23 protein-coding genes are annotated in these 26432 nt (G+C 59.2%); 11 read left to right on the top strand and 12 right to left on the bottom strand.

Going from position 1 to position 26432, the window contains the following annotated elements:
* Positions 1–9: 9 nt before the first annotated feature.
* Positions 10–282: a 30S ribosomal protein S20 gene (rpsT, locus tag PMI37_RS04485; protein ID WP_003228351.1), complete on the top strand. Its 273-nt coding sequence runs from the start codon at positions 10–12 to the stop codon at positions 280–282.
* A gap of 211 nt (positions 283–493) precedes the next feature.
* Here rpsT and PMI37_RS04490 read toward each other — a convergent pair whose 3' ends face one another.
* The 5 genes from PMI37_RS04490 to rplU all read right to left on the bottom strand — a co-directional run bounded on the left by PMI37_RS04490 (position 494) and on the right by rplU (position 4237).
* Positions 494–961, bottom strand: coding sequence for a CreA family protein (locus tag PMI37_RS04490; protein ID WP_008078546.1), 468 nt, complete (start codon positions 959–961; stop codon positions 494–496).
* A gap of 10 nt (positions 962–971) precedes the next feature.
* A complete protein-coding gene (proB, locus tag PMI37_RS04495; protein WP_045122966.1) occupies positions 972–2090 on the bottom strand; it encodes a glutamate 5-kinase in 1119 nt (372 codons plus the stop codon).
* Positions 2091–2213: 123 nt separating this feature from the next.
* Complete coding sequence (gene cgtA / locus PMI37_RS04500) at positions 2214–3437, bottom strand: Obg family GTPase CgtA (RefSeq protein WP_008078548.1); 1224 nt, start codon at positions 3435–3437, stop codon at positions 2214–2216.
* A 193-nt stretch (positions 3438–3630) separates the two neighbouring features.
* Complete coding sequence (gene rpmA / locus PMI37_RS04505) at positions 3631–3888, bottom strand: 50S ribosomal protein L27 (protein WP_003176049.1); 258 nt, start codon at positions 3886–3888, stop codon at positions 3631–3633.
* A gap of 34 nt (positions 3889–3922) precedes the next feature.
* On the bottom strand, positions 3923–4237 hold the full coding sequence (gene rplU / locus PMI37_RS04510; protein WP_003176051.1) for a 50S ribosomal protein L21: 315 nt from the start codon (positions 4235–4237) through the stop codon (positions 3923–3925).
* A gap of 239 nt (positions 4238–4476) precedes the next feature.
* Between rplU and PMI37_RS04515 the strand changes: the two genes are divergently transcribed.
* The 3 genes from PMI37_RS04515 to PMI37_RS04525 all read left to right on the top strand — a co-directional run bounded on the left by PMI37_RS04515 (position 4477) and on the right by PMI37_RS04525 (position 6397).
* Complete coding sequence (locus tag PMI37_RS04515; protein ID WP_007909817.1) at positions 4477–5445, top strand: polyprenyl synthetase family protein; 969 nt, start codon at positions 4477–4479, stop codon at positions 5443–5445.
* A 145-nt stretch (positions 5446–5590) separates the two neighbouring features.
* Complete coding sequence (locus PMI37_RS04520; RefSeq protein ID WP_008078556.1) at positions 5591–5932, top strand: zinc ribbon domain-containing protein YjdM; 342 nt, start codon at positions 5591–5593, stop codon at positions 5930–5932.
* 207 nt (positions 5933–6139) lie between these two features.
* The gene (locus tag PMI37_RS04525) at positions 6140–6397 is read left to right on the top strand and encodes a PA4570 family protein (RefSeq protein ID WP_008078558.1); all 258 of its coding nucleotides are present in this window, start codon (positions 6140–6142) and stop codon (positions 6395–6397) included.
* A 119-nt stretch (positions 6398–6516) separates the two neighbouring features.
* On the opposite strand, the gene PMI37_RS04530 is transcribed toward PMI37_RS04525, so the two are convergent.
* From PMI37_RS04530 to PMI37_RS04540, 3 genes are all read right to left on the bottom strand, one after another.
* Positions 6517–7134, bottom strand: coding sequence for an FKBP-type peptidyl-prolyl cis-trans isomerase (locus PMI37_RS04530; RefSeq protein WP_008078561.1), 618 nt, complete (start codon positions 7132–7134; stop codon positions 6517–6519).
* A gap of 122 nt (positions 7135–7256) precedes the next feature.
* A complete protein-coding gene (locus PMI37_RS04535) occupies positions 7257–7562 on the bottom strand; it encodes a DUF6482 family protein (RefSeq protein WP_008078563.1) in 306 nt (101 codons plus the stop codon).
* A 134-nt stretch (positions 7563–7696) separates the two neighbouring features.
* Complete coding sequence (locus PMI37_RS04540; RefSeq protein ID WP_008078565.1) at positions 7697–8185, bottom strand: TIGR00645 family protein; 489 nt, start codon at positions 8183–8185, stop codon at positions 7697–7699.
* 162 nt (positions 8186–8347) lie between these two features.
* On the opposite strand from PMI37_RS04540, the gene PMI37_RS04545 reads away from it, so the two are divergent.
* Positions 8348–10177, top strand: a complete 1830-nt coding sequence (locus PMI37_RS04545; protein ID WP_008078568.1) for a hypothetical protein — start codon at positions 8348–8350, stop codon at positions 10175–10177.
* 51 nt (positions 10178–10228) lie between these two features.
* Here the strand turns inward: PMI37_RS04545 and PMI37_RS04550 are convergent, their stop codons facing one another.
* Positions 10229–10546 carry a PA4575 family protein gene (locus PMI37_RS04550; protein ID WP_008078570.1) on the bottom strand — a complete coding sequence of 106 codons (318 nt, stop codon included), beginning with the start codon at positions 10544–10546 and terminating at the stop codon, positions 10229–10231.
* A gap of 310 nt (positions 10547–10856) precedes the next feature.
* The gene (locus PMI37_RS04555) at positions 10857–13295 is read right to left on the bottom strand and encodes a Lon protease family protein (RefSeq protein WP_008078572.1); all 2439 of its coding nucleotides are present in this window, start codon (positions 13293–13295) and stop codon (positions 10857–10859) included.
* 301 nt (positions 13296–13596) lie between these two features.
* On the opposite strand from PMI37_RS04555, the gene PMI37_RS04560 reads away from it, so the two are divergent.
* The 4 genes from PMI37_RS04560 (at position 13597) to PMI37_RS04575 (ending at position 17277) form a co-directional block, all read left to right on the top strand.
* Positions 13597–14085, top strand: coding sequence for a DUF3015 domain-containing protein (locus PMI37_RS04560; RefSeq protein WP_007909797.1), 489 nt, complete (start codon positions 13597–13599; stop codon positions 14083–14085).
* A gap of 264 nt (positions 14086–14349) precedes the next feature.
* The gene (locus tag PMI37_RS04565; RefSeq protein ID WP_008078573.1) at positions 14350–16203 is read left to right on the top strand and encodes an Lnb N-terminal periplasmic domain-containing protein; all 1854 of its coding nucleotides are present in this window, start codon (positions 14350–14352) and stop codon (positions 16201–16203) included.
* A 152-nt stretch (positions 16204–16355) separates the two neighbouring features.
* Positions 16356–16712 (top strand): hypothetical protein, encoded by a 357-nt coding sequence (locus PMI37_RS04570; protein ID WP_008078574.1) that lies wholly within the window; start codon positions 16356–16358, stop codon positions 16710–16712.
* Between the two features lie 70 nt (positions 16713–16782).
* Complete coding sequence (locus PMI37_RS04575) at positions 16783–17277, top strand: GreA/GreB family elongation factor (RefSeq protein WP_008078575.1); 495 nt, start codon at positions 16783–16785, stop codon at positions 17275–17277.
* Here PMI37_RS04575 and gdhA read toward each other — a convergent pair.
* Positions 17274–18611, bottom strand: a complete 1338-nt coding sequence (gene gdhA, locus PMI37_RS04580) for an NADP-specific glutamate dehydrogenase (protein ID WP_008078576.1) — start codon at positions 18609–18611, stop codon at positions 17274–17276. The genes PMI37_RS04575 and gdhA overlap by 4 nt on opposite strands.
* A gap of 373 nt (positions 18612–18984) precedes the next feature.
* Complete coding sequence (gene ettA / locus PMI37_RS04585; protein WP_008078577.1) at positions 18985–20649, bottom strand: energy-dependent translational throttle protein EttA; 1665 nt, start codon at positions 20647–20649, stop codon at positions 18985–18987.
* A 285-nt stretch (positions 20650–20934) separates the two neighbouring features.
* Here ettA and morA point away from each other — a divergent pair, with 285 nt between their 5' ends.
* Together morA and glyA are read left to right on the top strand one after the other, a co-directional pair.
* Positions 20935–24783, top strand: coding sequence for a cyclic di-GMP receptor MorA (morA, locus tag PMI37_RS04590; RefSeq protein ID WP_008078578.1), 3849 nt, complete (start codon positions 20935–20937; stop codon positions 24781–24783).
* Between the two features lie 240 nt (positions 24784–25023).
* The gene (glyA, locus tag PMI37_RS04595) at positions 25024–26277 is read left to right on the top strand and encodes a serine hydroxymethyltransferase (protein ID WP_008078579.1); all 1254 of its coding nucleotides are present in this window, start codon (positions 25024–25026) and stop codon (positions 26275–26277) included.
* The last annotated feature ends 155 nt before the right edge of the window (positions 26278–26432 follow it).

Raw genomic sequence — 26432 nt, forward strand, 5'->3', positions numbered from 1 at the left:
AGCTCGACGGTGGCCAACTCACCTTCCGCCAAAAAACGTGCAAAACAGGCTGAGAAGCGTCGCAGCCACAACGCCAGCCTGCGTTCCATGGTTCGCACCTACATCAAGAATGTAGTTAAAGCCATTGACGCAAAAGACGCTGAAAAAGCTCAAGCTGCATACGTTCTGGCTGTGCCAGTTATCGACCGTATGGCCGATAAAGGCATCATCCACAAGAACAAGGCTGCTCGTCATAAGAGCCGTCTGAATGGCCACGTCAAAGCGCTGAAAGAAGCTGCTTAATCGACGTAGTCATTAAAAAACCGACCTTAGGGTCGGTTTTTTATTGCCTGTGATTTAGTAAATCCAGCGCAAAAAAAATGTAGGAGTGAGCCTGCTCCGGGCGGCGATCCGACGATAGCAGTGTGTCAGTCGATGCAATTATTGACTGTTACACCGCTATCGTCGGAACGCCGCCCGGAGCAGGCTCACTCCTACAGTTGGTTTCGCGGGGTTATTGCTGGACGGGCACCCACGGCAGGATCGGAATCGCCGTCACCGCGTTCTGCGGGCTACCCTCAATCACGCGATCGCTGTAGACCAGGTAAACCAAGGTGTTGCGCTTCTTGTCGAGGAAACGCACCACCTGCATGGTCTTGAACACCAGCGATGTGCGCTCCTTGAACACCTCATCGCCGTCCTTCAGCTCACCCCTGAACTTGATCTCGCCCACCTGCCGACAGGCAATGGAGGCTTCTGCACGATCTTCGGCCAGACCCAAGCCACCTTTCACGCCGCCAGTCTTGGCGCGCGACAGATAGCAGGTCACGCCCTCGACCTTGGGGTCATCAAAAGCTTCGACCACGATCCGGTCGTTTGGCCCGACGAGCTTGAACACTGTCGACACTTGACCGATTTCCTCGGCCGAGGCCAGCAATGGCAACGCCATCAACAAGCCCAACAATCCTTTTGCTACACGCATCAAGTTTTCCTTAAACCAGGATCAGGTTGTCACGGTGAACCAGCTCAGGCTCAGCCATGTAACCCAGCAAACCGACAATCGCATCCGACGACTGACCGATGATTTTTTGTGCTTCCAGCGCGCTGTAGTTGGCCAGGCCTCGGGCGATCTCACGACCGTCCGGCGCCACGCAGACCACCATTTCACCGCGACGGAAACTGCCCTGCACCAGCTTCACACCCACCGGCAGCAGACTTTTGTTGCCTTTGGACAGCGCCGACACCGCACCGTCATCCAGCACCAGCGTGCCGCGCGTTTGCAGATGCCCGGCCAGCCACTGCTTGCGCGCCGCGAGCATGCCGCGCTCGGGCGACAGCAAGGTGCCGATGCGCTCGCCCGCTTTCAGGCGATCAAGCACGCGCTCAAGACGCCCACCAACGATGATGGTGTGCGCACCGGAACGCGCCGCCAGACGCGCCGCGCGCAGCTTGGTCTGCATGCCACCGCGCCCCAACGAGCCACCGGTACCGCCCGCCACCGCATCCAGGCTCGGATCATCGGCGCGCGCTTCGTAAATCAGTTGCGCATCAGGGTTGTTGCGCGGATCAGCATCGAACATGCCGTCGCGGTCGGTCAGGATTACCAGCAGATCCGCCTCGACCAGGTTGGCCACCAGCGCCGCCAGCGTATCGTTGTCGCCGAAACGGATTTCGTCGGTGACCACGGTGTCGTTTTCGTTGATGACCGGGATGACTTTCAGCTCGACCAATGCACGCAGAGTACTGCGAGCATTGAGGTAGCGCTTGCGGTCGGACAGATCGTCGTGAGTCAGGAGAATCTGCGCCGTGTGCCGGCCATGCTCGGCGAAGCTCGATTCCCACGCCTGCACCAAGCCCATCTGGCCGATCGCCGCAGCCGCCTGGAGCTCGTGCATCGCACTGGGTCGTGCGGTCCAGCCCAAACGGCTCATGCCAGCCGCCACCGCCCCGGAGGACACCAGCACCAATTCGACGCCAGCCTCATGCAAGGCCACCATCTGCTCGACCCAGACACTCATTGCCGCGCGATCCAGCCCTTTGCCATCAGCTGTCAGCAAAGCGCTGCCGATCTTCACGACCCAACGCTGCGCACCTGTCACCTTGCTCCGCATCATCTTCAACCTTAGCTTGAGGGCAGCGCGACCCAGCGCCGCCCATGACGTTATTTGTGACTTGCGATTTCCAGATACTAAAACGCCGCTCGATTGAGCGGCGTTCAAGTTTATCGCAACGAATCAGTCACGCACGTAAATGATTTCCGGACCGTCTTCGTCATCCACATCTTCTTCGTCCCAATCATCGTCGCCGATGTCATGGACCGACTTCACGCCGCTGCGACGCAGCGCACGCTTGTCATCCAGCGCCTGCAGTTGCGCGCGAGCTTCGTCTTCGATGCGCTGATCGAGATCGGCCAGCTCTTCCTTGTAAGCCGGGTCATTGGCCAGGCGATCAGCACGGTCTTCCATGTAACGCATGATGTCGTGGCACAGGCGCTCGGTACCGATCTTGGCGATGGCCGAGATCACGTAGACCGGACCCGTCCATTCCAGGCGATCAACGATTTCCTTGACGCGCTCATCGTGCTCTTCTTCAAGGATCTGGTCGCACTTGTTCAGCACCAACCAACGATCACGCTCCGCCAGGGACGGGCTGAACTTGATCAGCTCGTTGACGATCACCTCAGCCGCATCCGGTGCGCTGGTGTCATCCAGCGGCGCCATATCGACGAGATGCAGCAGCAGACGCGTACGCGCCAAGTGCTTGAGGAAGCGGATACCCAGGCCGGCACCGTCGGAAGCACCTTCGATCAGACCCGGAATGTCGGCAATGACGAAGCTCTTCCAGCGGTCGACGCTGACCACACCGAGGTTCGGCACCAACGTGGTGAACGGGTAGTCGGCAACTTTCGGCTTGGCGGCCGATACCGAACGGATAAAGGTACTTTTACCGGCGTTCGGCAAGCCCAGCAGACCGACGTCAGCCAGCACTTTCATTTCCAGTTTCAGGTCGCGCTGCTCACCCGGCTTGCCCGGCGTGGTCTGGCGCGGTGCACGGTTGGTACTGGATTTGAAACGGGTGTTGCCCAGACCGTGCCAGCCGCCCTGCACAACCATCAATTTCTGACCAGCCTTGGTCAGGTCACCGATGACTTCCTGGGTAGCGGAGTCGATCACCGTGGTGCCGACCGGCACGCGCAGGATCAGGTCTTCGCCTTTTTTACCGGTGCAGTCGGTGCTGCCGCCGTTGGAACCACGCTCGGCATCGAAGTGCCGGGTGTAACGGTAGTCGACCAGGGTGTTGAGGTTTTCGTCGGCCATCATGTAAATGGAACCGCCATCACCGCCATCACCGCCGTTTGGGCCACCGTTTTCGATGAATTTTTCCCGACGGAAACTCATGGCGCCATTGCCGCCGTCACCAGCCTTTACGCGAATCGATACTTCATCAACAAACTTCATAACCAACGCCTCTCGCCATACGGACGAGCCGAAAAACAATCAAGACATAAGACTCTTGCAAAAATGAGCGCAGCGACCCCAAAACACGACCTGCATCGCACGCCGACAGCCCATACAAACAGTTTTGCAAGAGACTCACCCCACAAACGAAAAAGCCCCGTCGCGAGACAGGGCTTTTCCAGCGATCGCGCAATTAAGCTGCGACAACGCTCACGTAACGGCGGTTGAACGCGCCTTTTACTTCAAACTTGATCACGCCTTCGATTTTCGCGAAGAGGGTGTGATCCTTACCCATGCCAACGCCGTAGCCAGCGTGGAATTGGGTGCCGCGCTGACGCACGATGATGTTGCCCGGAATGATTTTCTGGCCGCCATACATCTTAACGCCAAGGCGCTTGGCTTCTGAGTCGCGACCGTTACGGGTACTACCACCAGCTTTTTTGTGTGCCATGAGTCAATTCTCCTAGTGAGGAATTAGGCTGAAATTAAGCCTGAATACCGGTGATTTTGATCTCGGTGTACCACTGGCGGTGGCCCATACGCTTCATGTGGTGCTTACGGCGACGGAACTTGATGATGCGGACTTTATCGTGACGACCTTGGGAGATCACTTCAGCCACAACGGTAGCGCCAGCAACAACTGGAGCGCCGATATTCACGTCGTCGCCATTGGCAACCAACAGAACGCGATCAAAGGTAACGGATTCGCCGGTAGCGATTTCCAGTTTTTCGATCTTCAGGTATTCACCTGGGGCGACTTTGTACTGCTTGCCGCCAGTAACGATTACTGCATAAGACATGGTATTTCTCCGATAATCCTGCTCACCCAGCTCTTTATAAGAAGAGGTATTGGCTGGCATGGCTGCATAAGGCTGGAAGGCCCGTTGCAATTGCGTAAGGCAGGTGCTGCCCAGGAAGTTCAGGGTGCGCGATTGTACGCAAGGCGCCGCAGGCTTGCAAGTAGCCGTCCATCGCGCCTTGACAGGTCCGGATGGGGGTCCTAGCATGCCGCGCAACCCTTCTGGAGCGACTCTCGCTGATGCAACCCCAAGCTTTCTACCGCGCGGTGGCGGACGATTTTAGCGCCGTCGACGGCATCATCAAGAAGCAGCTGACTTCCCGAGTACCGCTGGTATCGAAAATCGGCGATTACATCACCTCGGCCGGCGGCAAGCGTCTGCGTCCTTTATTAGTGTTGTTGTGTGGCAAGGCACTGGGTCGCGAAGGCGACGACATGCGCCTGTTGGCCGCCACCATCGAATTCCTGCACACCGCGACCCTGCTGCATGACGACGTCGTCGACATGTCCGGCATGCGCCGTGGCCGCTCGACCGCCAACGCCATGTGGGGCAACGCCCCGAGCGTGCTGGTCGGCGACTTCCTGTACTCGCGCTCGTTCGAAATGATGGTCGAACTGGGCTCGATGCCGGTGATGAAGATTCTGTCCCAGGCCACGCGCATCATCGCTGAAGGCGAAGTGCTGCAACTGTCCAAGGTGCGCGACGCCAGCACCACTGAAGAAACCTACATGGAAGTCATCCGCGGCAAAACCGCGATGCTCTTCGAGGCTTCGACCCACAGTGCTGCGGCGCTGGCCGGTGCTACCGCCGAGCAGAGCGAAGCGCTGCGCACGTTCGGTGATCACCTCGGCGTGGCATTCCAGCTGGTCGACGACCTGCTCGACTACAAGGGCGACGCGGAAACCCTGGGCAAGAACGTCGGCGACGACCTGGCCGAAGGCAAGCCGACCCTGCCGCTGATCTACACCATGCGTGAAGGCACGCCGGAACAGGCTGCACTGGTGCGCCAGGCGATCCAGAAAGGCGGGATCGAAGACCTGGAAAGCATCCGCATTGCCGTGGAGGCCTCGGGCTCGCTGGAGTACACCGCGCAACTGGCCCGTGATTACGTGGCCCGTGCGATCAAGTGCCTTGAGGCGCTGCCGGCCAGTGAATATCGGGATGCGCTGGTTGAACTGAGTGAGTTTGCGGTCGCGCGTACGCACTGATAGCGCTGAAGCAAGATCGAGAGATCGCAGCCTTCGGCAGCTCCTACAAGGGCTGCCGGGCTGCGATTTTTTGCTTTTGGCGCCACCAACGGATAAACCCTATATAATGTGCGACTTTTAGCGACCCACACCCCAAGGAGCCTTAGTGAGCACGTTGCCACCCTGCCCGAAATGCAATTCCGAATACACCTACGAAGACGGTACCCAACTGGTATGCCCGGAGTGCGCCCACGAGTGGTCCGCCAGTGGCGAAGCCGAAGTGGCCGCCGATGACACCGTAAAGAAAGATTCGGTCGGCAACGTCCTGCAGGACGGCGACACCATCACCGTGATCAAGGACCTCAAGGTCAAGGGCACCTCGCTGGTGGTCAAGGTCGGCACCAAGGTCAAGAACATCCGCCTGTGCGATGGCGACCACGACATCGACTGCAAGATCGACGGCATCGGCCCGATGAAACTCAAATCCGAGTTCGTCAGAAAAGTCTGATTCTGCTGTCATCCATCCCGCGCCAGCCGTGGGATGGAGTTCCACCCTCCCCCGCCGTACCTCGATAAATCTACGCAATAGCCAAACGCCAGCCGTTTTGACCTTACGCAATCTTTACCCGGAAAAAATCACAATCTGCCAATAGGCGCTTGCTATTTCGATAATAAGAATTATTCTCATCAAACACCTTCAATGGAGATGAGAACCATGACTTATTTGATCGACGCCTGGCTGGATCGTCCACACCCTTACCTCAGAATCCTCCATCGGGAGACCGGTGAGGTCTGTGCGGTGCTTGAAGAAGAAGCCCTGCATGAGCTGCAGGATCAAGGGGATCTGGACGTCAGCAGCCTGAATTCCAGCGAGCCACTGGTGCTCAAGGAGCTGGTGCGCAATCTGTTCCTGTTCTGCTATGCCCGGGCATTGCGCCCGACCCATGAACTGCATCACAAGATAGAAATATGAGAAACGCCACAAACCCTGTAGGAGCAGAGCTTGCTCGCGATAGCGGTCTTTCATTCAACATTGATGTCGATTGACCGGACGCCTTCGCGGGCAAGCCTTGCTCCTACACGATCACGGGATTACAGAACGTCCAGCAGCTCGACGTCGAATACCAGAACGCTGTGCGGCGGGATGCTGCCAACGCCTTGAGCGCCGTAAGCCAGTTCGCTCGGCACGTACAGACGCCATTTGCTGCCGGCATTCATCAGTTGTAGGGCTTCGGTCCAGCCGGCGATCACGCCGCCAACCGGGAATTCTGCTGGCTGGCCACGCTCGTAGGAGCTGTCGAACACAGTGCCGTCGATCAGCGTGCCGTGGTAGTGCGTACGCACTTGATCTTCACGGGTCGGCTTGGCGCCTTCGCCCTGAGTCAGCACTTCGAATTGCAGGCCGGAAGCCAGGGTGGTGATGCCGTCACGCTTGGCGTTTTCAGCCAGGAAGGCCAGACCTTCACCAGCAGCGGCTTCAGCTTTGGCAGCCGCTTCGGCTTGCATGATTTCGCGGATAACCTTGAAGCTGGCGGACATTTCTTCCTGACCCACACGGCTTTCCTTACCGGCGAAGGCGTCGGTCAGGCCGGCCAGGATCGCGTCCAGGCTAACACCCGGTGGCGGGTTGTCGCGCAGCTGGTCACCCAGCTGACGGCCGATGCCGTAGCTGACGCGGGTTTCGTCGGTGGACAGATTTACTTCGGACATGACACTGCTCCGCTGTGCGGACGGCCACAAGACTTGCCGTGCGTGCACAGCGCGTCCCGGCGCGCCCGGAACCAAAAGGGCGAGCAGACTAGCACAGATGCTCAGGCGATGGCGCGCAAGGCCTACAGGGCCGATCGCCAGGCCAGCGGCACTTTCAGGCTTTCTTCGCCACTGGCGCCCAGGCCACACATTTCATCGTGTACCGAAGTGTGTACGAGGTTGAACGGCAGCACCGGGAAGGCATGCAGCAAATCCCGCGCATGCTCGACCGAACGCAGTGTCAGCATGTTGCCCTTGAGATCACTCAACGGATACGCCGCTCCGTGCATCCGTGCTTCGAGCAAATATATCCCGCCTTCCATGGAGATCAGGTTCAGCTCATCGACCTTGCGGGCGATGGCAAACGCATTCAACTCTTGCAGATTCATGAACGCACCTCACGCAGTGGCGAGCCAGGACCTCTACAGGGATATGCCTGCGCACGCCAAAGCACAAGCCACAAACGACACCGCCCGTCTGTTTCGCAACAGACGGGCGGTGGATTGCAGCGATCAGGCAGTGATCAGTGCTTGGTGACCTTGTCCAGATAACCCATTGCGCAGGCCGAGAGCACGAAGGTCATGTGGATGATCACGTACCACTTCAGGTGCTCGGGATCGACGTTCTTGGCATCCATGAAGATGCGCAGCAAGTGGATCGATGAAATCGCCACGATCGAGGCCGCCACTTTCATCTTCAGCGACGAAGAGTCCATGGTGCCCAGCCAGCTGAGCTTTTCCTTGTCTTCATCGATGTCCAGTTGCGAGACGAAGTTCTCGTAGCCGGAGATCATCACCATCACCAGCAAACCACCCACCAGCGCCATGTCGATCAGCGACAACAGCACCAGAATCAGATCGGATTCGGCGATCGAGAACACATTGGGGATGACATGGAACACTTCCTGGAAGAATTTCAGCGCCAGCGCCAGCAACCCGAGGGACAGCCCGAAATAGATCGGCGCCAGCAGCCAGCGCGAGGCGTACATTGCGTTTTCGATAAAGCGTTCCATTGAATCTCACACAAGAGGGGGCGGAAATGGCGGCGAGTATATCAGCCCCTCGTGACAGCCAGAAACCGTCGGCAAATCCGCCACCTGCGTGTGTATGTGATTTTTTTTCTGCTAGTGTCCAAAGCATTGACAGCCCAGCGACAGTGGACAGGACGAGTGGAAATGGATGTGCGATTGCCGATAACGACGGCCGGAATCTGCTTGGCCTTGTTGCTGGGCGCTTGCTCGCCCGGCGATGAGAAACACGCACTGAGCCTGGAAGAAAAGACCGCGCAGTTTGAGCAATCGCTGGACGCCATCGGCGATCCGAAGCTCAAGGACGCCATCACCGAGCTCGGCGGCTCGCTGCTGTTACTGGAGCGCGCCCAACTCAAACTCGACGACAATCCGCCGCGCACCGAGTACGGCGAAGACGCCCTCGCTGTGCTCAAGCACTACCCTGCCCCGCAGGCGCTGGTCGATACCTTCGTCAACGGTCTGTTCGTCCTGCACAAGGACGCCAGCTCGGATTACCTCACCGATCTGCAGCCGGTGTTCCCGTTCAACCTGAACATTCCCGGCGGGTTCCTGTTTCCCCACGGGGTGGAATGGCAATCGGTGACGTTGAGCAACAAACGGGTCATCGCGTATCAGCCGGAATGGTCGGAAACCGACCCCGGCATTCAGCTCAGCCCGTCCAGCTCCAACGTGACCAACCCCGACGACCTGACCGTGACCTACCCGTTCATCGATGGCCTGAACGTCGACAAGAAAACCCTACCGCAACCGGTCAGCCTGCAAGGCCAGGTCGAGGTCATCGCGCCACGACGCCTGTACAGCTTCGACCTGACAAAAAAGGATGTCGGCCAGACCCGCACCAACGACAACCTCAGCGTCAAACTGCTGAAGCTGGAAAAGAACTACGCCGAAGTCGAATTCAGCAACAGCCTGGCACTGGCCCCGGAAGTCGCCGGCGCGCAACTTAATCCAATGATCGTGCAGGCCCGCGACACGACCGGGCAATACCTGATTCGCGCCGGTTCAATCAACGAGAGCCCGGAGCAGGTGGCGTTCTACGAGAAACAACTGGCGCAATTACAGCAACAGAAAACCTGGAGCGATACGCTGGAAAAACAGCTGAGCGACGACCAGCAGACGTTTGAGCAACAACACCCGAAACGCTACAACAAGGTTTACTTCAACGGGCCGATCGAGACGCTGGAGGTCAGCGTACTGGATTTCTCCTCCGTCACCGTGACCCGTAAAACCCTGGATCTGCCGATCCGCGCCTTCAACCAGCACACCACCGAAAAAGCCATTCAACCGCTGGATCCGGCGGTGGTGGTGTACGACGATCAAGCCGCGAGCTGGCTCAAGGGTGCGGCGCTGACCGAGGAGCAACTGAAGGCCGGCATTCGTATCCACCAATCGGTGGAGGATCCGAGCGCCGCGCGTATCGAGTTCTCTCACCGCCGCACCTTCAATGATGAATTGCTCGGCGACGACTTCAATCCCGGCGAAAGCCCGGTGACGTTCTTCACCGAAAAACATAACGGCAAGCTCGACGAGCCGATAGAACTGCCGCCCGAGGCTTATCAGGTCGATCCGTTACGCGCGACCATCACTTACGACCTGAACCTTTTTCCGGAAACCCCGGCGATTGCCGTCGGTTCAATGCCGTTGTTTCTCGCGACGGTGGCCAAGCAAGCCTACGACGCCAAGGCGTTGCCCAAAGGCCTGGAGATTCGGAACAACATGTTGGTGGTCGATCTGAAGGTGTTTCCGCCCAACGAATGGCGGTTCTTCGTCAAGGATGACAGCGGCCATTACCTCAAGCAGATTCTTTCGGTCAGCCACGACGCGAGCGCAGAAGGCCCGGCGTTGTTCGGCGTGCATTACTTCTACGGCCGTCCGACTCACGTGGAAACCTATCAGCGAACCGACCTCGCCACCGTGCAATACGGCTTTGAGGTCAAACTCGATAAGGCGCAGGTGCCTGATACTGCCCCTTGAAGAGCAAGATCAACAGATCGCAGCCTGCGGCAGCTCCTACATCGGCAGGTATTAATTGAGGGCGCGGCTGCGGCCTCCGTTGATTTGCCGTAATTGGGCTTGCAGGTGCAGGCTCCAGATCTGCGGATCGTCGGCCAGTTCGTAGCCGTGCAAAGTCAGGCTTTCAACGATGGTGTCGAGAATCGACTCCGCCGCTACGGGGCCGTGGAACGGGCCTTGGGCTTTGATCGCGGAAGGTTGTTCGCCGGCCATGCCGGCGGCGAAGAGCAGCGTCCACATGCCGTTATCGCCGGCCAACGGCTTGATGGCGCATTCGATACGGGTCACCAGACCCAGGCACTGACGGGTGAGACAGAGGTTGCGCGACATGGCGGCGACCCTCGGTGAAGCCGGTATTCAGCCCCCACGGGGGGACTGGCTCGATCCAGTGATACTGTCGATATCCTTGAGCTGAGAATAGAAGAAAAGTACGTTGCGCAAGCTGGATAGAACCAGAAGGCGCCGAATGGTCATTGTGTGAATATTGACGCCAGAGTTGTGGCGAGCTCCCTGCAGATCACCACAAAGCAAATGTAGGAGTGAGCCTGCTCGCGATGGCGGTGTGTCAGGCAACTCATTCGCCGACTGACACTCCGCTATCGCGAGCAGGCTCACTCCTACAGTTTGACCGCGTTCAGGTTCAGGCAGGTTTGGCTTCGGCTAATGCCTCTTGGGCCAGCTCTTTCTCGGCTTCCTTGAGGTCTTCTTCGCTGATCATCTCGGCGATGTCGCGCAAGCGCTCGACCACCCGCGCGTTGATACTGCCTTCCGGGAATTCACCGTCGGCGTTCGGCTCACCGGCCGGTTCGCCGACCAGCAGGCTCAACGCTTCATCCGCCTGACGCACCGCGTAAACGTGGAACTGCCCGGCACGCACCGCCGCCAATACCTTCTCATCGAGCATCAGCGTGGCGACGTTGGCCTGCGGAATGATTGCGCCCTGCTCGCCCGTCAGTCCGCGCGCCTCACAGAGACGGAAGAAGCCTTCGATCTTCTCGTTGACCCCGCCGACCGCTTGCACTTCACCAAACTGGTTGATCGAACCGGTGATCGCGAAGCACTGCTTGAGCGGGGTTTTCGACAGCGCCGAAATCAGCGTGCACGCCTCGCCCAGCGACGCACTGTCGCCATCGACGTAACCGTAGGATTGCTCCAGCGCGATGCTCGCGGAAATCGCCAGCGGGAATTCCTGCGCGTAACGGCTGCCCAGATACCCGGTGAGGATCATCACGCCTTTGGAGTGGATCGGCTGACCAAGGTTGACCTCACGCTCGATGTCGACGATGCCACTGCCGCCCGGATACACCGTGGCGGAAATCCGCGCCGGCACACCAAACGCCGAATCACCGACTTCGAGCACGGTCAGCCCGTTGCACTTGCCGACTGCCGCACCATCGGTGTCGATGAGGATGATCCCGGCGAGCATGTCGTCGAGAATCCGCGCCGACACACGTCCGGTGCGCGTGGCTTTGGCTTTCAGGGCGCGTTCAATGTGGCCGGCGTCGGTCATCTCATCGCCGGCCAGATGCCGGATGAAATCCGCTTCGCTGACCAGTTGGAACAGGTCGCCGATACGCGCCGACAAACGCCCTTGGTGCTCGGCCAGCCGTGCGCTGTACGTCGCCAGACGCGCCACCGCATCGGCAGTCAGTGGCGCCATGCCTTCTTCCGATGTGCGGGTTTTCAGCAACTGGGCGAATTGCTCCAGGCTCTCGTCGACCATCGGGATGTCTTCGTCGAAATCAACGAGAACGCGGAACATCTCCTGGAAGTCCGGATCGAGATCTTGCAGCGTGTAGTACAGCGAGCGCGCACCGATGATGATGACTTTGACCTGCAACGGAATGTGCTGCGGGTTGAGGGTCACGGTGGCGAAACGGCCCATCTCGCCCAGCGGCGATTCCATTTTCAGCTTGCGCGATTGCAGGGCGCGTTTCAGCGCGTCCCATACGAACGGCTCGCTGAGCATTTTTTCCGCTTCAAGAATCAGGAAACCGCCGTTGGCGCGGTGCAAGGCACCCGGACGCAACTGGCGATAAGTGGTGTAGAGCGCGCCCTGATCGGTGGTGTATTCGATACGGCCGAAGAGGTTTTCGTAAGTCGGGTGCGGCTCGAACACCACTGGCGCACCGCCGCTCACCGGATGACCGACCACCAGACTTGGCGCGTATTGCTCTTCCAGCAGCTTGCGCGCCACGGCGTCGGTCTTGCTGTCGTCAACCAACTGCTCGACCACGGTTTTCAGCAGGTACACCTGCATCGCTTGCAGGTAACCGCACACCGCAGCGTTCTCGGCGTACTTCTCCGACAGCGGCGACAGCAACGGCTGCAGCGCCAGGGTAATGGTTTCTTCGTTAAGCGCACGCAGCTGATTGTTCGACTCACGCTTCCATTGCGGCAGGCTGGCGAGTTCTTCGTTCAGACGCTCTTCGAGACCGGAGATGTCTTCGTGGAAACGCTCACGATCAGCTTCCGGCAACTGGGCGAATTCAGCTTCGTCCAGCGCTTTACCGTCGAGCATCGGCGTGAAGGCGATGTTGCTGCTGTCGCGATAGAGGGCGACGTCTTTTTCCAGGGCCAGACGCTCGATGATGTCGAGGGCCTTGTCGTAGCGCTGGTTGAAAGCGCGGTCGATGGCGCTTTTCTTTTGCTGGTAGGACGGATGCTCGAAGACTGCCGGAAACGTCGCCAGCAGGTTGTCGATCAAACCGTTGATGTCACCGATGAACGAAGCAGCGGTGCCGGACGGCAACTCCAGCGCGCGGGGTTCGCGCGGCTCATCGAAATTGTTCACATAGACCCAGTCCGCCGGGGTCTGCAGGCGTTTGCCTTCGGCCTTCAGGTAGCGTTTGACGAACGAGAACCGGCCGGTGCCGGGCTCGCCCATGACAAAGACGTTGTAACCGGGGCGTGGCATCGCCACACCGAACTGCAAGGCTTCGACCGCGCGTTCCTGGCCGAGCACACCGCGAAAGGGCTCCAGATCATTGGTGGTAGTGAAGCTGAACTGTTCAGCGGAAAACGGACGGGTCAGCGCTTCGGGCGCAAGACGCAAGCTGGCAGCAACAGGATCAGGCATCGGGCTTCCTTAACAATCAGGCGGGGCAGATAGCGGCATTCTGGCGCTGCCCGTGCCCCACTGGCAAGGCGCGCCATGTGACAAAGCATAGACAACCGGCCAACCCTGCGGCGCGCCCCCGGAAACCGGGGTTTATTCCAAATATTTTGCAAAAAACCACGGAACCCCTGGAACGTGCCTAAACTCCAAACTGCGCGGCTGGAACTAATACCGGCCCACTGGCTTCGTTTTGATCTGTTTCGTACAGAGCTTGGGGGGCCAGAACCCTGTCCATTGGTATGCACATAAAGAGATAAAAGCTATGAAACGGATTCTTCTCGGTACTCTCTTCACCGCTGTATCCATCAACGCAATGGCGCAAGCTCCAGGCGGCCCGGATTGCGGTTGGGGCAACATGCTGTTCGAAGGTCAGCGTGGCACCCCGGCACACTTCCTCGCTTCCACCACCAACGGCACTTCCGGTAACGCCACGTTTGGTATGACTTCCGGCACCAACGGTTGCTCGACCAACGCGTCGCTGACCTACGGCGGCAAATCCTGGTTTGCCATGAATGGCATGATGAACGAGCTGTCCGAAGACATGGCCAAAGGCAACGGCGAAGCGCTGACGACTTATGCCGTGGTACTGGGCGTGGCGCCGGAAGATCGCGCGCATTTCGCTGCCGTGACTCACGAGCACTTCCAGCAGATCTTCAGCAAGGCTGACGTGACCGCTGAAGACGTGCATACCAACACCCTGGCCGTACTGAAATCGGATCCTCGTCTGGCCAAGTACGCAACTCAGGCATAAGCTCGACCTCTGCCCGCTTCCTTCGGGGAGCGGGTTTTGTTTTTTATGCAGTGATTCCACCGTGACGCTGAACCTGTGGTGAGGGGATTTATCCCCGTTCGGCTGCGCAGCAGTCGTGAACCTGTGCATGCGGTATAGCTGGTGCATTGGGGATACAGGTTTTGGGGCCGCTTCGCTGCCCAACGGGGATAAATCCCCTCGCCACAGGGTGGAGTGTTGACCCCCGATCCGGGTTTTATTTTCTTTCGACTTAAGTTGCCACTTATGCTCAAACGCCTTGCCTGGCTGGCGCTCTGTGTCTGCGCCCCGCTGTCCGCCGCGCCACATATCGACCCTCAACGTTTGCAGCAACTGGCCAACGATCGCTTCTGGATTTCCCTCGGTCACTACGAAACTGCCAAACTCGGCGGCTGGCGCAGCTATGTCAGCGACAAGAAATTCTTTCTTGCGCCCGATGGCAATGAACATCCCGATCACGAACTGGCGGCCACCGTGCAAGCGCTGTACGCCCCGGCCAGTCTCGGCGAGCAGCATGCGCAATGCGTTTACCCAGCGCGCACTCGCTGGCTGAAAGCGCAGCTCAAGCTGAATGATCTGCCGACACCTGAGTGCGCCGAGTACAAAAAATGGATCAAGGACGTCTCGCCGCACAGCGCGGTGATGATCTTCCCGGCGGCTTATTTGAACAGTCCGTCATCGATGTTCGGCCACACCCTGCTGCGTATCGATCAGGCTGACGTGCAGGCCGACAAGACCTCGCTGCTCAGTTACGCGATCAACTTCGGCGCCTACATCGAAGGCTCGGACAACAGCATTCTCTACGCCTGGAAGGGCTTGATGGGCGGCTATCCGGGCCTGTTCGCACTGGTGCCGTATCAGGAAAAACTCTCCGAATACCGCAGCCTGGAAAACCGCGATTTGTGGGAATACCGGCTCAATCTGACGCAAGAAGAAACCGCGCGCATGGTCGAGCATGTGTGGGAGCTGAAGCAGATTCAGTTCGACTATTTCTTCTTCGATGAAAACTGCTCGTACCGTTTGCTCGAACTGCTGCAAGTAGCACGGCCTAGCCTGCGCCTGACCGAGCAATTCCCGCTGACCGCGATTCCTACTGACACCGTGAAAGCGGTGAAAGAAGCCGGGCTGGTGGAAAGTATCGAATACCGCCCTTCGCGCGAACGTGAGTTGCTGAGTCGCGCCGAGCCTTTGACGGGTGAAGAACAGGATTGGGTGCTGAAAGTCAGCGCCGATCAACAAGTGTTGCAAGAACCGACGTTCAAGGCCCTGCCCCGCGATCGTCAGGCGTTGATCATCGACGCGGCGTATCGCCTCGAACGCTACCGCGCCAATGGTCAGGAACGCGACCCGCAGCGAGCCCAACGGAGCTTCGAACTGCTGCGGGCGATCAACAAAAACCCGGCACCCGATCTGCAAATTCCGCAACCTGGCCTGCCGGAAGACGGTCACGAATCGCGCACCTGGCAGGCCGGTCTCGGCACCCGCGGCGATCGTGCGTTCGGCGAGTACGGCTTGCGCATGGCCTATCACGATCTCAACGACAACGCCGAGAGCTTCCCGCTCGGCGCGCAGATTGAAATCCTGCAGATGAAGCTGCGTCAGTACGAGGGCAATCACTGGCAGTTCCAGCAACTGGATCTGGCGACGATTCGCTCGCTGACACCACGCAACGAGTTGTTGCAGCCGTTGTCGTGGCAAGTCACCGGTGGCCTTGAGCGCGTACCGGGCAAGCATGATGATGAGACGCTGGTCAGCCATGTGAATGGTGGCGGTGGCGGCACGTGGGCGCTGGGCGACGATGTGCTGGGTTTTGCCCTCGGCACCGTGCGGGTGGAACACAACAATGATTTCGCCGAGTTTGTTTCTCCCGCAGGCGGTTTCAATACCGGCGTTTTGTGGAAAAACCCGTTGGGCAACCTCAGCCTGGAGGCCAAGGGCGATTACTTCTTCAACGGCGAAGTGCGGCGCAGTTTGAGTCTGAATCAGCAGTGGGAGTTGTCGCGCAATCTTGGTTTGCGCTTGAGTGCGCAGCGTGAGTTCAGTCATCTGGCGACGCCGGAAACGGAAGTCATGCTTGAGGTGAAGTGGTATCACTATTAAAAGATCGCAGCCTGCGGCAGCTCCTACAGGGATCGCGCGCTCATGTAGGAGCTGCCGCAGGCTGCGATCTTTTGATCTTTCTTTCACACCCCACCAACGAATCACCTTCTAGACTTTCCCCATAAGCCGGACAACCGGCTCGGGAGAGTGCGATGTGGCGGTGTGCGGGTGTGTTGGGTGTTTTGCTGTTGCTGGGCGGTTGCCAGTCGACCCACGATGATTTGATCGCCAAAGGTTATCCACCGGCCTTCGCCGACGGTTTTGATGATGGTTGCGTCAGCGGGCGCCAGGCCGCCGGTTCGATCAGCGGCGAGTTCCGCAAGAACGTCCCGCGTTATCTCAAGGACAAGCAATACGCCGACGGCTGGACCGACGGCTTTCGTCAGTGTCAGGCGATGCTCGAAAACAAGGATCGCGACGACTACCGCAACGAACATTGGGACGAGCGCGAGCGCGCGTGGCAGCAACAGAAAGATCAGGACGCCGGGCGGGCTTATCGCTCGCCCTAGGTCGCTCCCAGACATCCAGTGAAACCAAATGCCTGCGAGCATGGCCCAAACCTCATACGAGGAGGAACCCATGAGCCGTGCTTTCGTCAACGAAGACAACGCCGCCGCACAAGCCGATCAACCGGTTGAACGGCAGGTCAGTGAGCAGCCCAATTACGTCACGTCACAAGGCTTGGCGCAGTTGCAGGCAAAAGTCGCCAAACTGCAAACCCAACACGCAGAACAATCGGCCAAAGGTGAGCAGGCCGATAAGCAACGGCTGGCCGATCTGCAAAGGGATTTGCGTTATTTCAATCAGCGCTTGAGCAGCGCCCAAGTCGCCGTCGCCGCAACGTCCAGAGACAAAGTGCAGATCGGCAGTTGGGTGACCTATGCCGATGAGCACGACACCGAACACCGCGTGCAACTGGTCGGCGAAGATCAGGCCGATGCGAGCAAGGGCCTGATCAATTGGGGCTCACCGCTGGGGCGCGCCCTGCTTGGTGCCCGACTCAACGACGAGGTGCTGTGGCAGCGCCCCGCCGGCGATCAAGTGATCGAAGTAATCCGCATCGAACCGGCTTAAACCACACCCTGCGCGAGCATTGCGTCGGCGACTTTGACGAAACCGGCGATGTTCGCGCCTTTGACGTAATTGATCTGCCCATTTTCTTCGCCGTAATGCACGCAAGCGTGGTGGATCGACTGCATGATCGCGTGCAGCTTGCTGTCCACCTCACCCGCCGTCCACAGCAGACGCATGGCGTTCTGCGACATCTCCAGACCGCTCACCGCCACGCCCCCGGCGTTGGATGCCTTGCCCGGCGCGAAAAGAATGCCAGCCTCGATAAAGATATCCACAGCCTCCAGCGTGGTCGGCATGTTTGCGCCTTCAGCCACGCACACACAGCCATTGCGCAGCAGGGCGTGGGCGGCTTCGGCGTCTAGCTCGTTCTGCGTGGCGCACGGCAGCGCGATGTCGCACGGCAGTGACCACGGCAACTGACCGGCGCGGAATTCCAGACCAAACGCTGTCGCCAGTTCGCTGATGCGCCCGCGCTTGACGTTTTTCAGCTCCAGCAGCGCCGACCACTGCTCTTCGCTCAGGCCAGCCTCGCAATACAGCGTGCCTTCGGAGTCGGACAGCGAAATCACCTTGCCGCCCAGATCCATGACCTTGCGCGCGGCGTATTGCGCCACGTTGCCGGAACCGGAGATCGCTACGCGTTTGCCTTCCACGGTCTGCCCGCGACGCTTGAGCATTTCTTCCGCGAAATACACGCAGCCGAAACCGGTGGCTTCCGGACGAATCAGGCTGCCGCCATAGGTCATGCCTTTGCCGGTCAGCACGCTGGTGAACTGGTTGCTGAGGCGTTTGTACTGGCCGAAGAGGAAACCGATCTCGCGCGCACCGACGCCGATATCACCGGCCGGCACGTCAACGTCGGCGCCGATGTGGCGATACAACTCGCTCATGAATGCCTGACAGAAACGCATGACTTCGGCGTCGCTCTTGCCCTTCGGATCGAAGTCGGAACCGCCCTTGCCGCCGCCCATGGGCAACGAGGTCAAGGAGTTTTTGAAGGTCTGTTCGAAGGCGAGGAATTTCAGCACGCCCAGGTTCACCGACGGATGGAAACGCAAGCCGCCCTTGTACGGGCCGATGGCGCTGTTCATCTGGATGCGGAAACCGCGATTGACCTGGACTTTGCCCTGATCGTCGACCCACGACACGCGGAACACCACGGCACGCTCCGGCTCGCAGATGCGCTCGAGAATCCCCGACGTCAGGTAGTGCGGATTGGCTTCGAGAAACGGCCACAAGCTGCGCAGTACTTCTTCGACGGCCTGGTGGAATTCGGGCTGATCCGGGTCGCGTTTTTTCAGACGGGCAAGGAAGGATTCGACGGATTCGATCATGGCAAAAGTCTCGGCAAATTTATTGTCGTTGGAGGAGATTGGGCCGGACTGTAACAAACGAAATGCGCACAGGAACAGAGCAAAATGTCGCAGTTATGAAATTAAATGGTGCACAAGATATAAATCCGGCTGGTTTTTGGCGCTGATTTGCACCTGAATGGGGAGAACAAATTTGATTAATGCACCAACAGTTACACCGCCATCGCTGGCAAGCCAGCTCCCACAGTTTTAGCGGCGCTCACACAATCCGGACATAACACAATCCCTGTGGGAGCTGGCTTGCCAGCGATGAATCCACCTCGGTTCCCCTGAAAAAAACCGGGCAAAAAAAAACGGAGCCCGAAGGCTCCGCTCTTTATGCAACCAACCCGAATCAGGCCAGTTTCTTGTGACGTACCCGGTGTGGCTGGGCAGCCGCTTCGCCGAGGCGTTTCTTGCGATCCGCTTCGTACTCGGTGTAGTTACCTTCAAAGAAGATCGCTTGCGAGTCGTCTTCGTACGCCAGGATGTGTGTCGCCACACGGTCAAGGAACCACCGATCGTGAGAGATCACAATCGCGGCGCCCGGGAAGTCCAGCAGGGCTTCTTCCAGCGAACGCAGGGTTTCAACGTCGAGGTCGTTGGACGGTTCGTCGAGCAGCAGGACGTTGCCACCCTCCTTCAGGGTCAGCGCCAGGTGCAGACGACCGCGTTCACCACCGGACAGGTCCTTGACGAACTTCTGCTGATCGCCGCCCTTGAAGTTGAAGCGACCGACGTAGGTACGCGACGGGATCTCGTAGTTGCCGATGCGGATCTGGTCGGAACCGTCGGAGATTTGCTGGAACACAGTCTTGCTGCCATCCAGGTCATCGCGGCTCTGATCGACGCAGGCCAGTTGCACGGTTTCGCCGACTTCGATGCTGCCCGAATCCGGTTGTTCCTTGCCCATCAACATGCGGAACAGGGTCGACTTACCGGCACCGTTACCGCCGATCACGCCGACGATGGCGCCCTTCGGCATCGAGAACGACAGGTTGTCGATCAACACGCGATCGCCGTAACCCTTGGTGACGTTCTTGAATTCGATGACCTTGTCGCCCAGGCGTGGACCGGCCGGGATGTAGATCTCGTTGGTTTCGCTGCGCTTCTGGAATTCCTGCGATTGCATTTCTTCGAAGCGTTGCAGACGTGCCTTGGATTTCGACTGGCGGGCTTTGGCGCCTTTGCGCACCCACTCCAGTTCTTCTTTCATGGCTTTTTCGTGCGCCGACTGCTGCTTGGATTCAGCGGCCAGACGATCGGACTTGGCTTCGAGCCAGCCCGAGTAGTTGCCTTCGTATGGAATGCCCGCGCCGCGGTCGAGTTCCAGAATCCAGCCGGCGACGTTGTCGAGGAAGTAACGGTCGTGCGTGATCGCTACCACAGTGCCCGGGAAGTCGTGCAGGAAGTGCTCCAGCCACGCAACGGAATCGGCGTCCAAGTGGTTGGTTGGTTCGTCGAGCAGCAGCATGTCCGGGGCGGACAGCAGCAGGCGGCACAGGGCCACACGACGTTTTTCACCACCGGAGAGGAATTCGACCTTGGCGTCCCACGCTGGCAGACGCAGCGCGTCGGCGGCGACTTCCAGTTGACGATCAAGGTTGTGACCGTCGCTGGCTTGCAGGATCGCTTCGAGTTTGGCTTGCTCGGCAGCCAGTTTGTCGAAGTCGGCATCTTCTTCAGCGTAAGCCGCGTAGACCTCGTCCAGGCGCGCCTGAGCGTTCTTGATCACGCTGACCGCTTCCTCGACCACTTCACGTACAGTCTTGGTGGGGTCAAGTTGCGGCTCTTGCGGCAGATAACCGATGTTCAGTTCCGGCATCGGACGGGCTTCGCCCTCGAACTCGGTGTCGACGCCGGCCATGATTTTCAGCAGCGTGGACTTACCCGAACCGTTGAGGCCGAGTACGCCGATCTTGGCGCCGGGGAAGAACGACAGCGAAATGTTTTTGAGAATTTCCCGCTTCGGCGGAACAACTTTGCCCAGCCGATGCATGGTGAAGACGTATTGAGCCATGGAGAACCTTGGGTCAGTGACAGATGAATGATTGCAGCGCGGGCGATGCCCGGCCAGACCATGCGCGTCGTTCACTTGATGGTTATCAATGCGTGCGCGCTGAAAAAGTCTGAGTCTAGGAGCTGGAACGCTCCCGCGTAACCGGCAAAGCTACCTGATTGACCAGTGGCAGTCCAGCCGAGCGGGGCTGGCACTTCGCCACAACTCAAGGCATGCTAGCCGCCCTTTGGGCGTCCGGCTTATAGTGCACGTCGCGCCAGTCCAGCCAAACCGCAGGATTACAGCTTGTCCAATGTCACTCCGCCAGCCTCTGTGAGCAGCACCCAACCGGCGCCCGGCTCGCCCCTGCGCGGGACATTAAAGGGAGCGCTGGCAACCCTCGTGCTTTTGTTGCTGGCATTGCTGTTCTGGCAACTGCTCGATCAATTGCGCGAAACCCAGAAAAACCAGCGTCAGTACACCATCGACTACACCGCCGACCTCGCCTCGCAGGTCAGCCTGAACATGGCGCTGAACGCGCAAATCGCCCTCAATCTGCTACCGATCGTCGAGCAACCGCAAACTGCCGACGAACAGCAGGCGCTGCTGCGCAAACTTCAGCAGTCGCTGCCGGATCTGCGCAGCATGGCGTTGCTCAGCCCGTCCGGGCGCATCCTCAGCGACAGCGCCGCCGACAGCCACGACGCCGACTACCTCACCGAACTGGTCCGCCGCAGCCGTGCGCAGGCGCATTATTTCAGCAACGCCGACGACGGCGCAGTGGTGCATCTGTTGCTGCATCAGGCCAGCGGCAGCACGCGTGGCTATTGGGCGTTGCGCCTGACCCCGACCTTCTTCGATTCGCTGACCAAACAGGGTGAAACCGGCCTGCGCCCGCTGTGGCTGGTGGAGAACCGCATCAACCATCAGATCATCAGCCGCGACGAGGCGCTGCCATCGGCAAAGCCTGGCGTACTGACCCCGGACGATCTGGCCAACACCGTGCTGACCGTGCCGCTGAGCAGCAGCGACTGGCAATTGCGCGGCCTGTTCGACCGCCAGCGCGTGCTGGAAGAATTGCTGCCGGCGTTCATCGGCAAATGCCTGTTGGGCCTGGCCTTCTCGCTGCTGCCAGTGATCGCGCTGTTGAACATGCGCCGCCGCCAGCGCCAGTTGCATGAAGGGCGCCGGCGTTATCAGGACATTTTCGAAGGCACCGGCGTCGCCTTGTGCGTGCTTGATCTGTCCGGGCTCAAGCAGGTGTTCGAAAAAGCCCAGATCCAGACCAGCGATCAGCTCAAGGCCTGGCTCGACCAACCGGCGCAACGCCAACAATTGCTTCAGGAACTGCGCGTCACCGAGGTCAATCAGGTGGCCTTGCAACTGCTCAACGTCAATTCCTGCGAACACGCCTGGCAACTGTTGATCGATGGCCATCCGCATCGCCAGTGCGCGATCGGCAACCAGGTGCTCGACGCGGTGTTGCAGCAGCAGAAACAGCTGGAACTGGAAATCAAACTGCCGGACATCAATGGCCGCGACCAGCATCTATGGATGGTGTTGCGCCTGCCGCACGAGCAGCACGACTATAAAGCGGTGATCCTCAGCATCAACGACATCACCAGTCGCAAGCTCATCGAGCTGTCGCTGCTGGAGCGCGAAGGCTTCTGGTCGGACGTGGTGCGCACCGTGCCGGATCATCTGTACGTGCAGGACGTGATCAGCCAGCGGATGATTTTCAGCAACCACCACCTCGGCCAGACGCTCGGTTACAACCGCACCGAACTGCACCAGATGGGCGAGTACTTCTGGGAAATCCTCCTGCACCCCGAAGATGCCGATTACTACCATCGTTCGCGGCAGTTGCAGCGTCACGCCGGTTACAGCCAACTGCTGCAATGTCAGCTGCGCTTCCGTCATCGCGATGGCAAATGGCGGCGTTTCGACATTCGTGAACAGGCACTGGCCCGCGACAAACATGATCAGGTCACGCGGATCATCGGTGTGGCCAAGGACATCACCGAACAGATCGAGGCCAGCGAGTCCCTGCGCGACAGTGAGCAGCGTTATCGCATGCTCGCCGAAAGCATCAGCGACGTGATCTTCTCCACCGACAGCAAGCTCTCGCTGAACTACGTCAGCCCGTCGGTGCAAGCCGTGCTGGGCTACGACGCCGAGTGGATTTTCCAGAACGGCTGGCAATCGACCATCGCCAACCCGCAACAACTGAGCGGCATCTACACGCTGATGGATCGCGTCAGCAAGGCGCTCGACAAGCCCGAGCAACTGGCGCTGCTGCGCAGCCAGGTGCAGACGCAATTGTTCCTGTTCGACTGCCTGCGCGCCGATGGCCGCAAGATCCCGATCGAGCTGCGTCTGGTACTGGTGTGGGACGAGCATGGTGCATTCGAAGGCGTACTCGGTGTCGGTCGCGACATCAGCCAGCAACGTCGCGCCGAGAAAGACTTGCGCATGGCCGCCACGGTTTTCGAGCACTCGACCTCGGCGATTCTGATCACCGACCCGGCCGGCTACATCGTTCAGGCCAACGAAGCGTTCAGTCGGGTCAGCGGTTACGCGGTGAGCGAAGTGCTCGACCAGTTGCCGAACATGCTCACCGTCGACGAACAACAGGACGCGCACCTGCGTTACGTGCTCAAGCAATTGCACCAGCACAACACCTGGGAGGGCGAAGTCTGGATGAAGCGGCGTAATGGCGAGCATTACCCGGCGTGGGTCGGCATCACCGCGGTGCTCGACGACGAAGGCGATCTGGCCAGTTATGTGTGTTTCTTCAGCGACATCAGCGAGCGCAAGGCCAGCGAACAGCGCATTCACCGCCTCGCCTACTACGACGCCCTCACGCATTTGCCGAACCGCACGCTGTTCCAGGATCGCCTGCACACGGCGCTGCAATCGGCCGAGCGACAGAAGTCGTGGGTGGTGCTGATGTTCCTCGACCTCGACCGTTTCAAACCGATCAACGACTCCCTCGGTCACGCCGCCGGCGACCGCATGTTGAAAGACATGGCCACGCGCCTGCTCGCTTGCGTCGACGATGACGACACCGTGGCGCGTATGGGCGGCGACGAATTCACCTTGCTGCTGCAACATCGATCCAGCCGTGAGATGGCGCTGAACCGGGCGATTCATGTCGCCGAGCAGATTCTTGGCAGCCTGGTGCGGCCGTTCGTGCTCGAAGGCCGCGAGTTCTTTGTCACAGCGAGTATCGGCATTGCCCTGAGTCCGCAGGATGGCAACGAACTCAGTCAGTTGATGAAGAACGCCGACACCGCGATGTACCACGCCAAGGAACGCGGCAAGAACAACTTCCAGTTCTATCAGGCCGACATGAACGCCAGTGCGCTGGAGCGTCTGGAGCTGGAAAGCGATTTGCGCCACGCCTTGGAACAAGACGAATTCGTCCTGTATTACCAACCGCAATTCAGTGGCGACGGCAAACGCCTGACCGGTGCCGAAGCGCTGCTGCGCTGGCGTCACCCGCGTCGTGGCTTGGTGCCGCCGGGGGATTTCATTCCGGTGCTCGAAGAACTCGGGCTGGTGGTGGACGTTGGCGATTGGGTGATCAGCGAGGCCTGCCGTCAACTGAAGACCTGGCACCAGAACCGTGTGCGCGTGCCGAAGGTGTCGGTAAACATTTCGGCGCGACAGTTCTCCGATGGCCAACTCGGCACGCGGATCGCCACGATCCTGCGCGAAACCGGCCTGCCGCCGGCGTGCCTGGAACTGGAGCTGACCGAAAGTATCCTGATGCGCGAAGTCAGCGAGGCGATGCAGATTCTCGCCGGCCTGAAAAACCTTGGCCTGAGCATTGCGGTCGATGACTTCGGCACCGGTTACTCATCGCTGAACTACCTCAAGCAGTTCCCGATCGACGTGTTGAAAATCGACCGCACGTTTGTCGATGGCTTGCCGTCGGGTGAGCAGGACGCGCAGATCGCCCGGGCGATCATCGCGATGGCGCACAGCCTGAATCTGGCGGTAATCGCCGAGGGTGTGGAGACCCATGAGCAACTGGACTTCCTGCGTGAGCATGGTTGCGATGAGGTTCAGGGGTATCTGTTCGGGCGACCGATGCCGGCGAGCCGCTTTGAAGCGCAGTTCAGTAATGATGCGCTGTTCATGTTCGACTGAAGTCCTGCGGCGCGGCCATCGCTGGCAAGCCAGCTCCCACAGGGACTTGCTGTGGATCAATATTCTCGGGCTGAAACCCAGACATTGTGGGAGCTGGCTTGCCAGCGATGGGGCCAGCAAAAGCACCGCACATCTGTCATGAACGCCACTTGTCTGCGACATGATGTCGTTTCATATGCCATCCAAAACCCATTGGGTTAGAATGCCCCCCTTTTCTGCCCCCGATCCTTGAGGACCGCCATGTTCAGCCGTGATTTGACTATTGCCAAGTACGACGCCGACCTTTTTGCCGCCATGGAGCAAGAAGCTCAGCGCCAGGAAGAACACATTGAGCTGATCGCTTCGGAAAACTACACCAGCCCAGCGGTGATGGAAGCTCAAGGCTCGGTCCTGACCAACAAGTACGCTGAAGGCTACCCAGGCAAGCGTTACTACGGTGGTTGCGAGTACGTCGACATCGTTGAACAACTGGCCATCGACCGCGCCAAAGAGCTGTTCGGCGCCGATTACGCCAACGTTCAGCCGCACGCCGGTTCGCAAGCCAACGCCGCTGTTTACCTGGCTCTGCTGCAAGGTGGCGACACCATTCTGGGCATGAGCCTGGCCCACGGCGGTCACCTGACCCACGGCGCCAGCGTTTCCTCCTCGGGCAAACTGTACAACGCTGTGCAGTACGGCATCGACGCCAACGGCCTGATCGACTACGACGAAGTCGAGCGTCTGGCGGTTGAGCACAAGCCGAAAATGATCGTGGCCGGTTTCTCTGCCTACTCGCAGATCCTCGATTTCCCGCGCTTCCGCGAAATCGCTGACAAAGTCGGCGCTTACCTGTTCGTCGACATGGCTCACGTAGCCGGTCTGGTCGCCGCTGGCGTCTACCCGAACCCGGTGCCTTTCGCTGACGTCGTGACCACCACCACGCACAAGACCCTGCGCGGTCCACGTGGCGGCCTGATCCTGGCGCGCGCCAACGCCGACATCGAGAAGAAGCTGAACTCCGCAGTATTCCCTGGCGCCCAGGGTGGCCCGCTGGAGCACGTGATCGCGGCTAAAGCGATCTGCTTCAAGGAAGCGCTGCAGCCTGAGTTCAAGGCTTACCAGGAACAAGTGGTGTTGAATGCCCAGGCCATGGCCGAAGTGTTCATCGAGCGCGGTTTCGACGTGGTTTCGGGCGGTACCAAGAACCACCTGTTCCTGCTGTCGCTGATCAAGCAGGACATCTCCGGTAAAGACGCCGACGCCGCTCTGGGCAAAGCGTTCATCACCGTGAACAAGAACTCCGTGCCAAACGATCCACGCTCGCCGTTCGTCACTTCCGGCCTGCGCTTCGGTACCCCGGCTGTGACTACTCGCGGCTTCAAGCAAGCCGAGTGCAAAGTGCTGGCCGGCTGGATCTGCGACATCCTGGCTGACCTGAACAACGAAGCGGTGATCGACGCCGTTCGCGAGAAAGTCAAAGCCATCTGCAAGAAACTGCCGGTATACGGCGCTTGATGCGACGTTAAACCCGCAGCATGAAAAACCGGCCAAGTGATTGGCCGGTTTTTTTTCGCCTGCGATTTCCCATGCAGGAGCTGCCCCCATGCAGGAGCTGCCGCAGGCTGCGATCTTTTGATCTGGATTATAAAAACAAGATCAAAAGATCGCAG

Source organism: Pseudomonas sp. GM80, assembly GCF_000282515.1.
In the GTDB taxonomy this organism is placed as follows: Bacteria; Pseudomonadota; Gammaproteobacteria; order Pseudomonadales; family Pseudomonadaceae; genus Aquipseudomonas.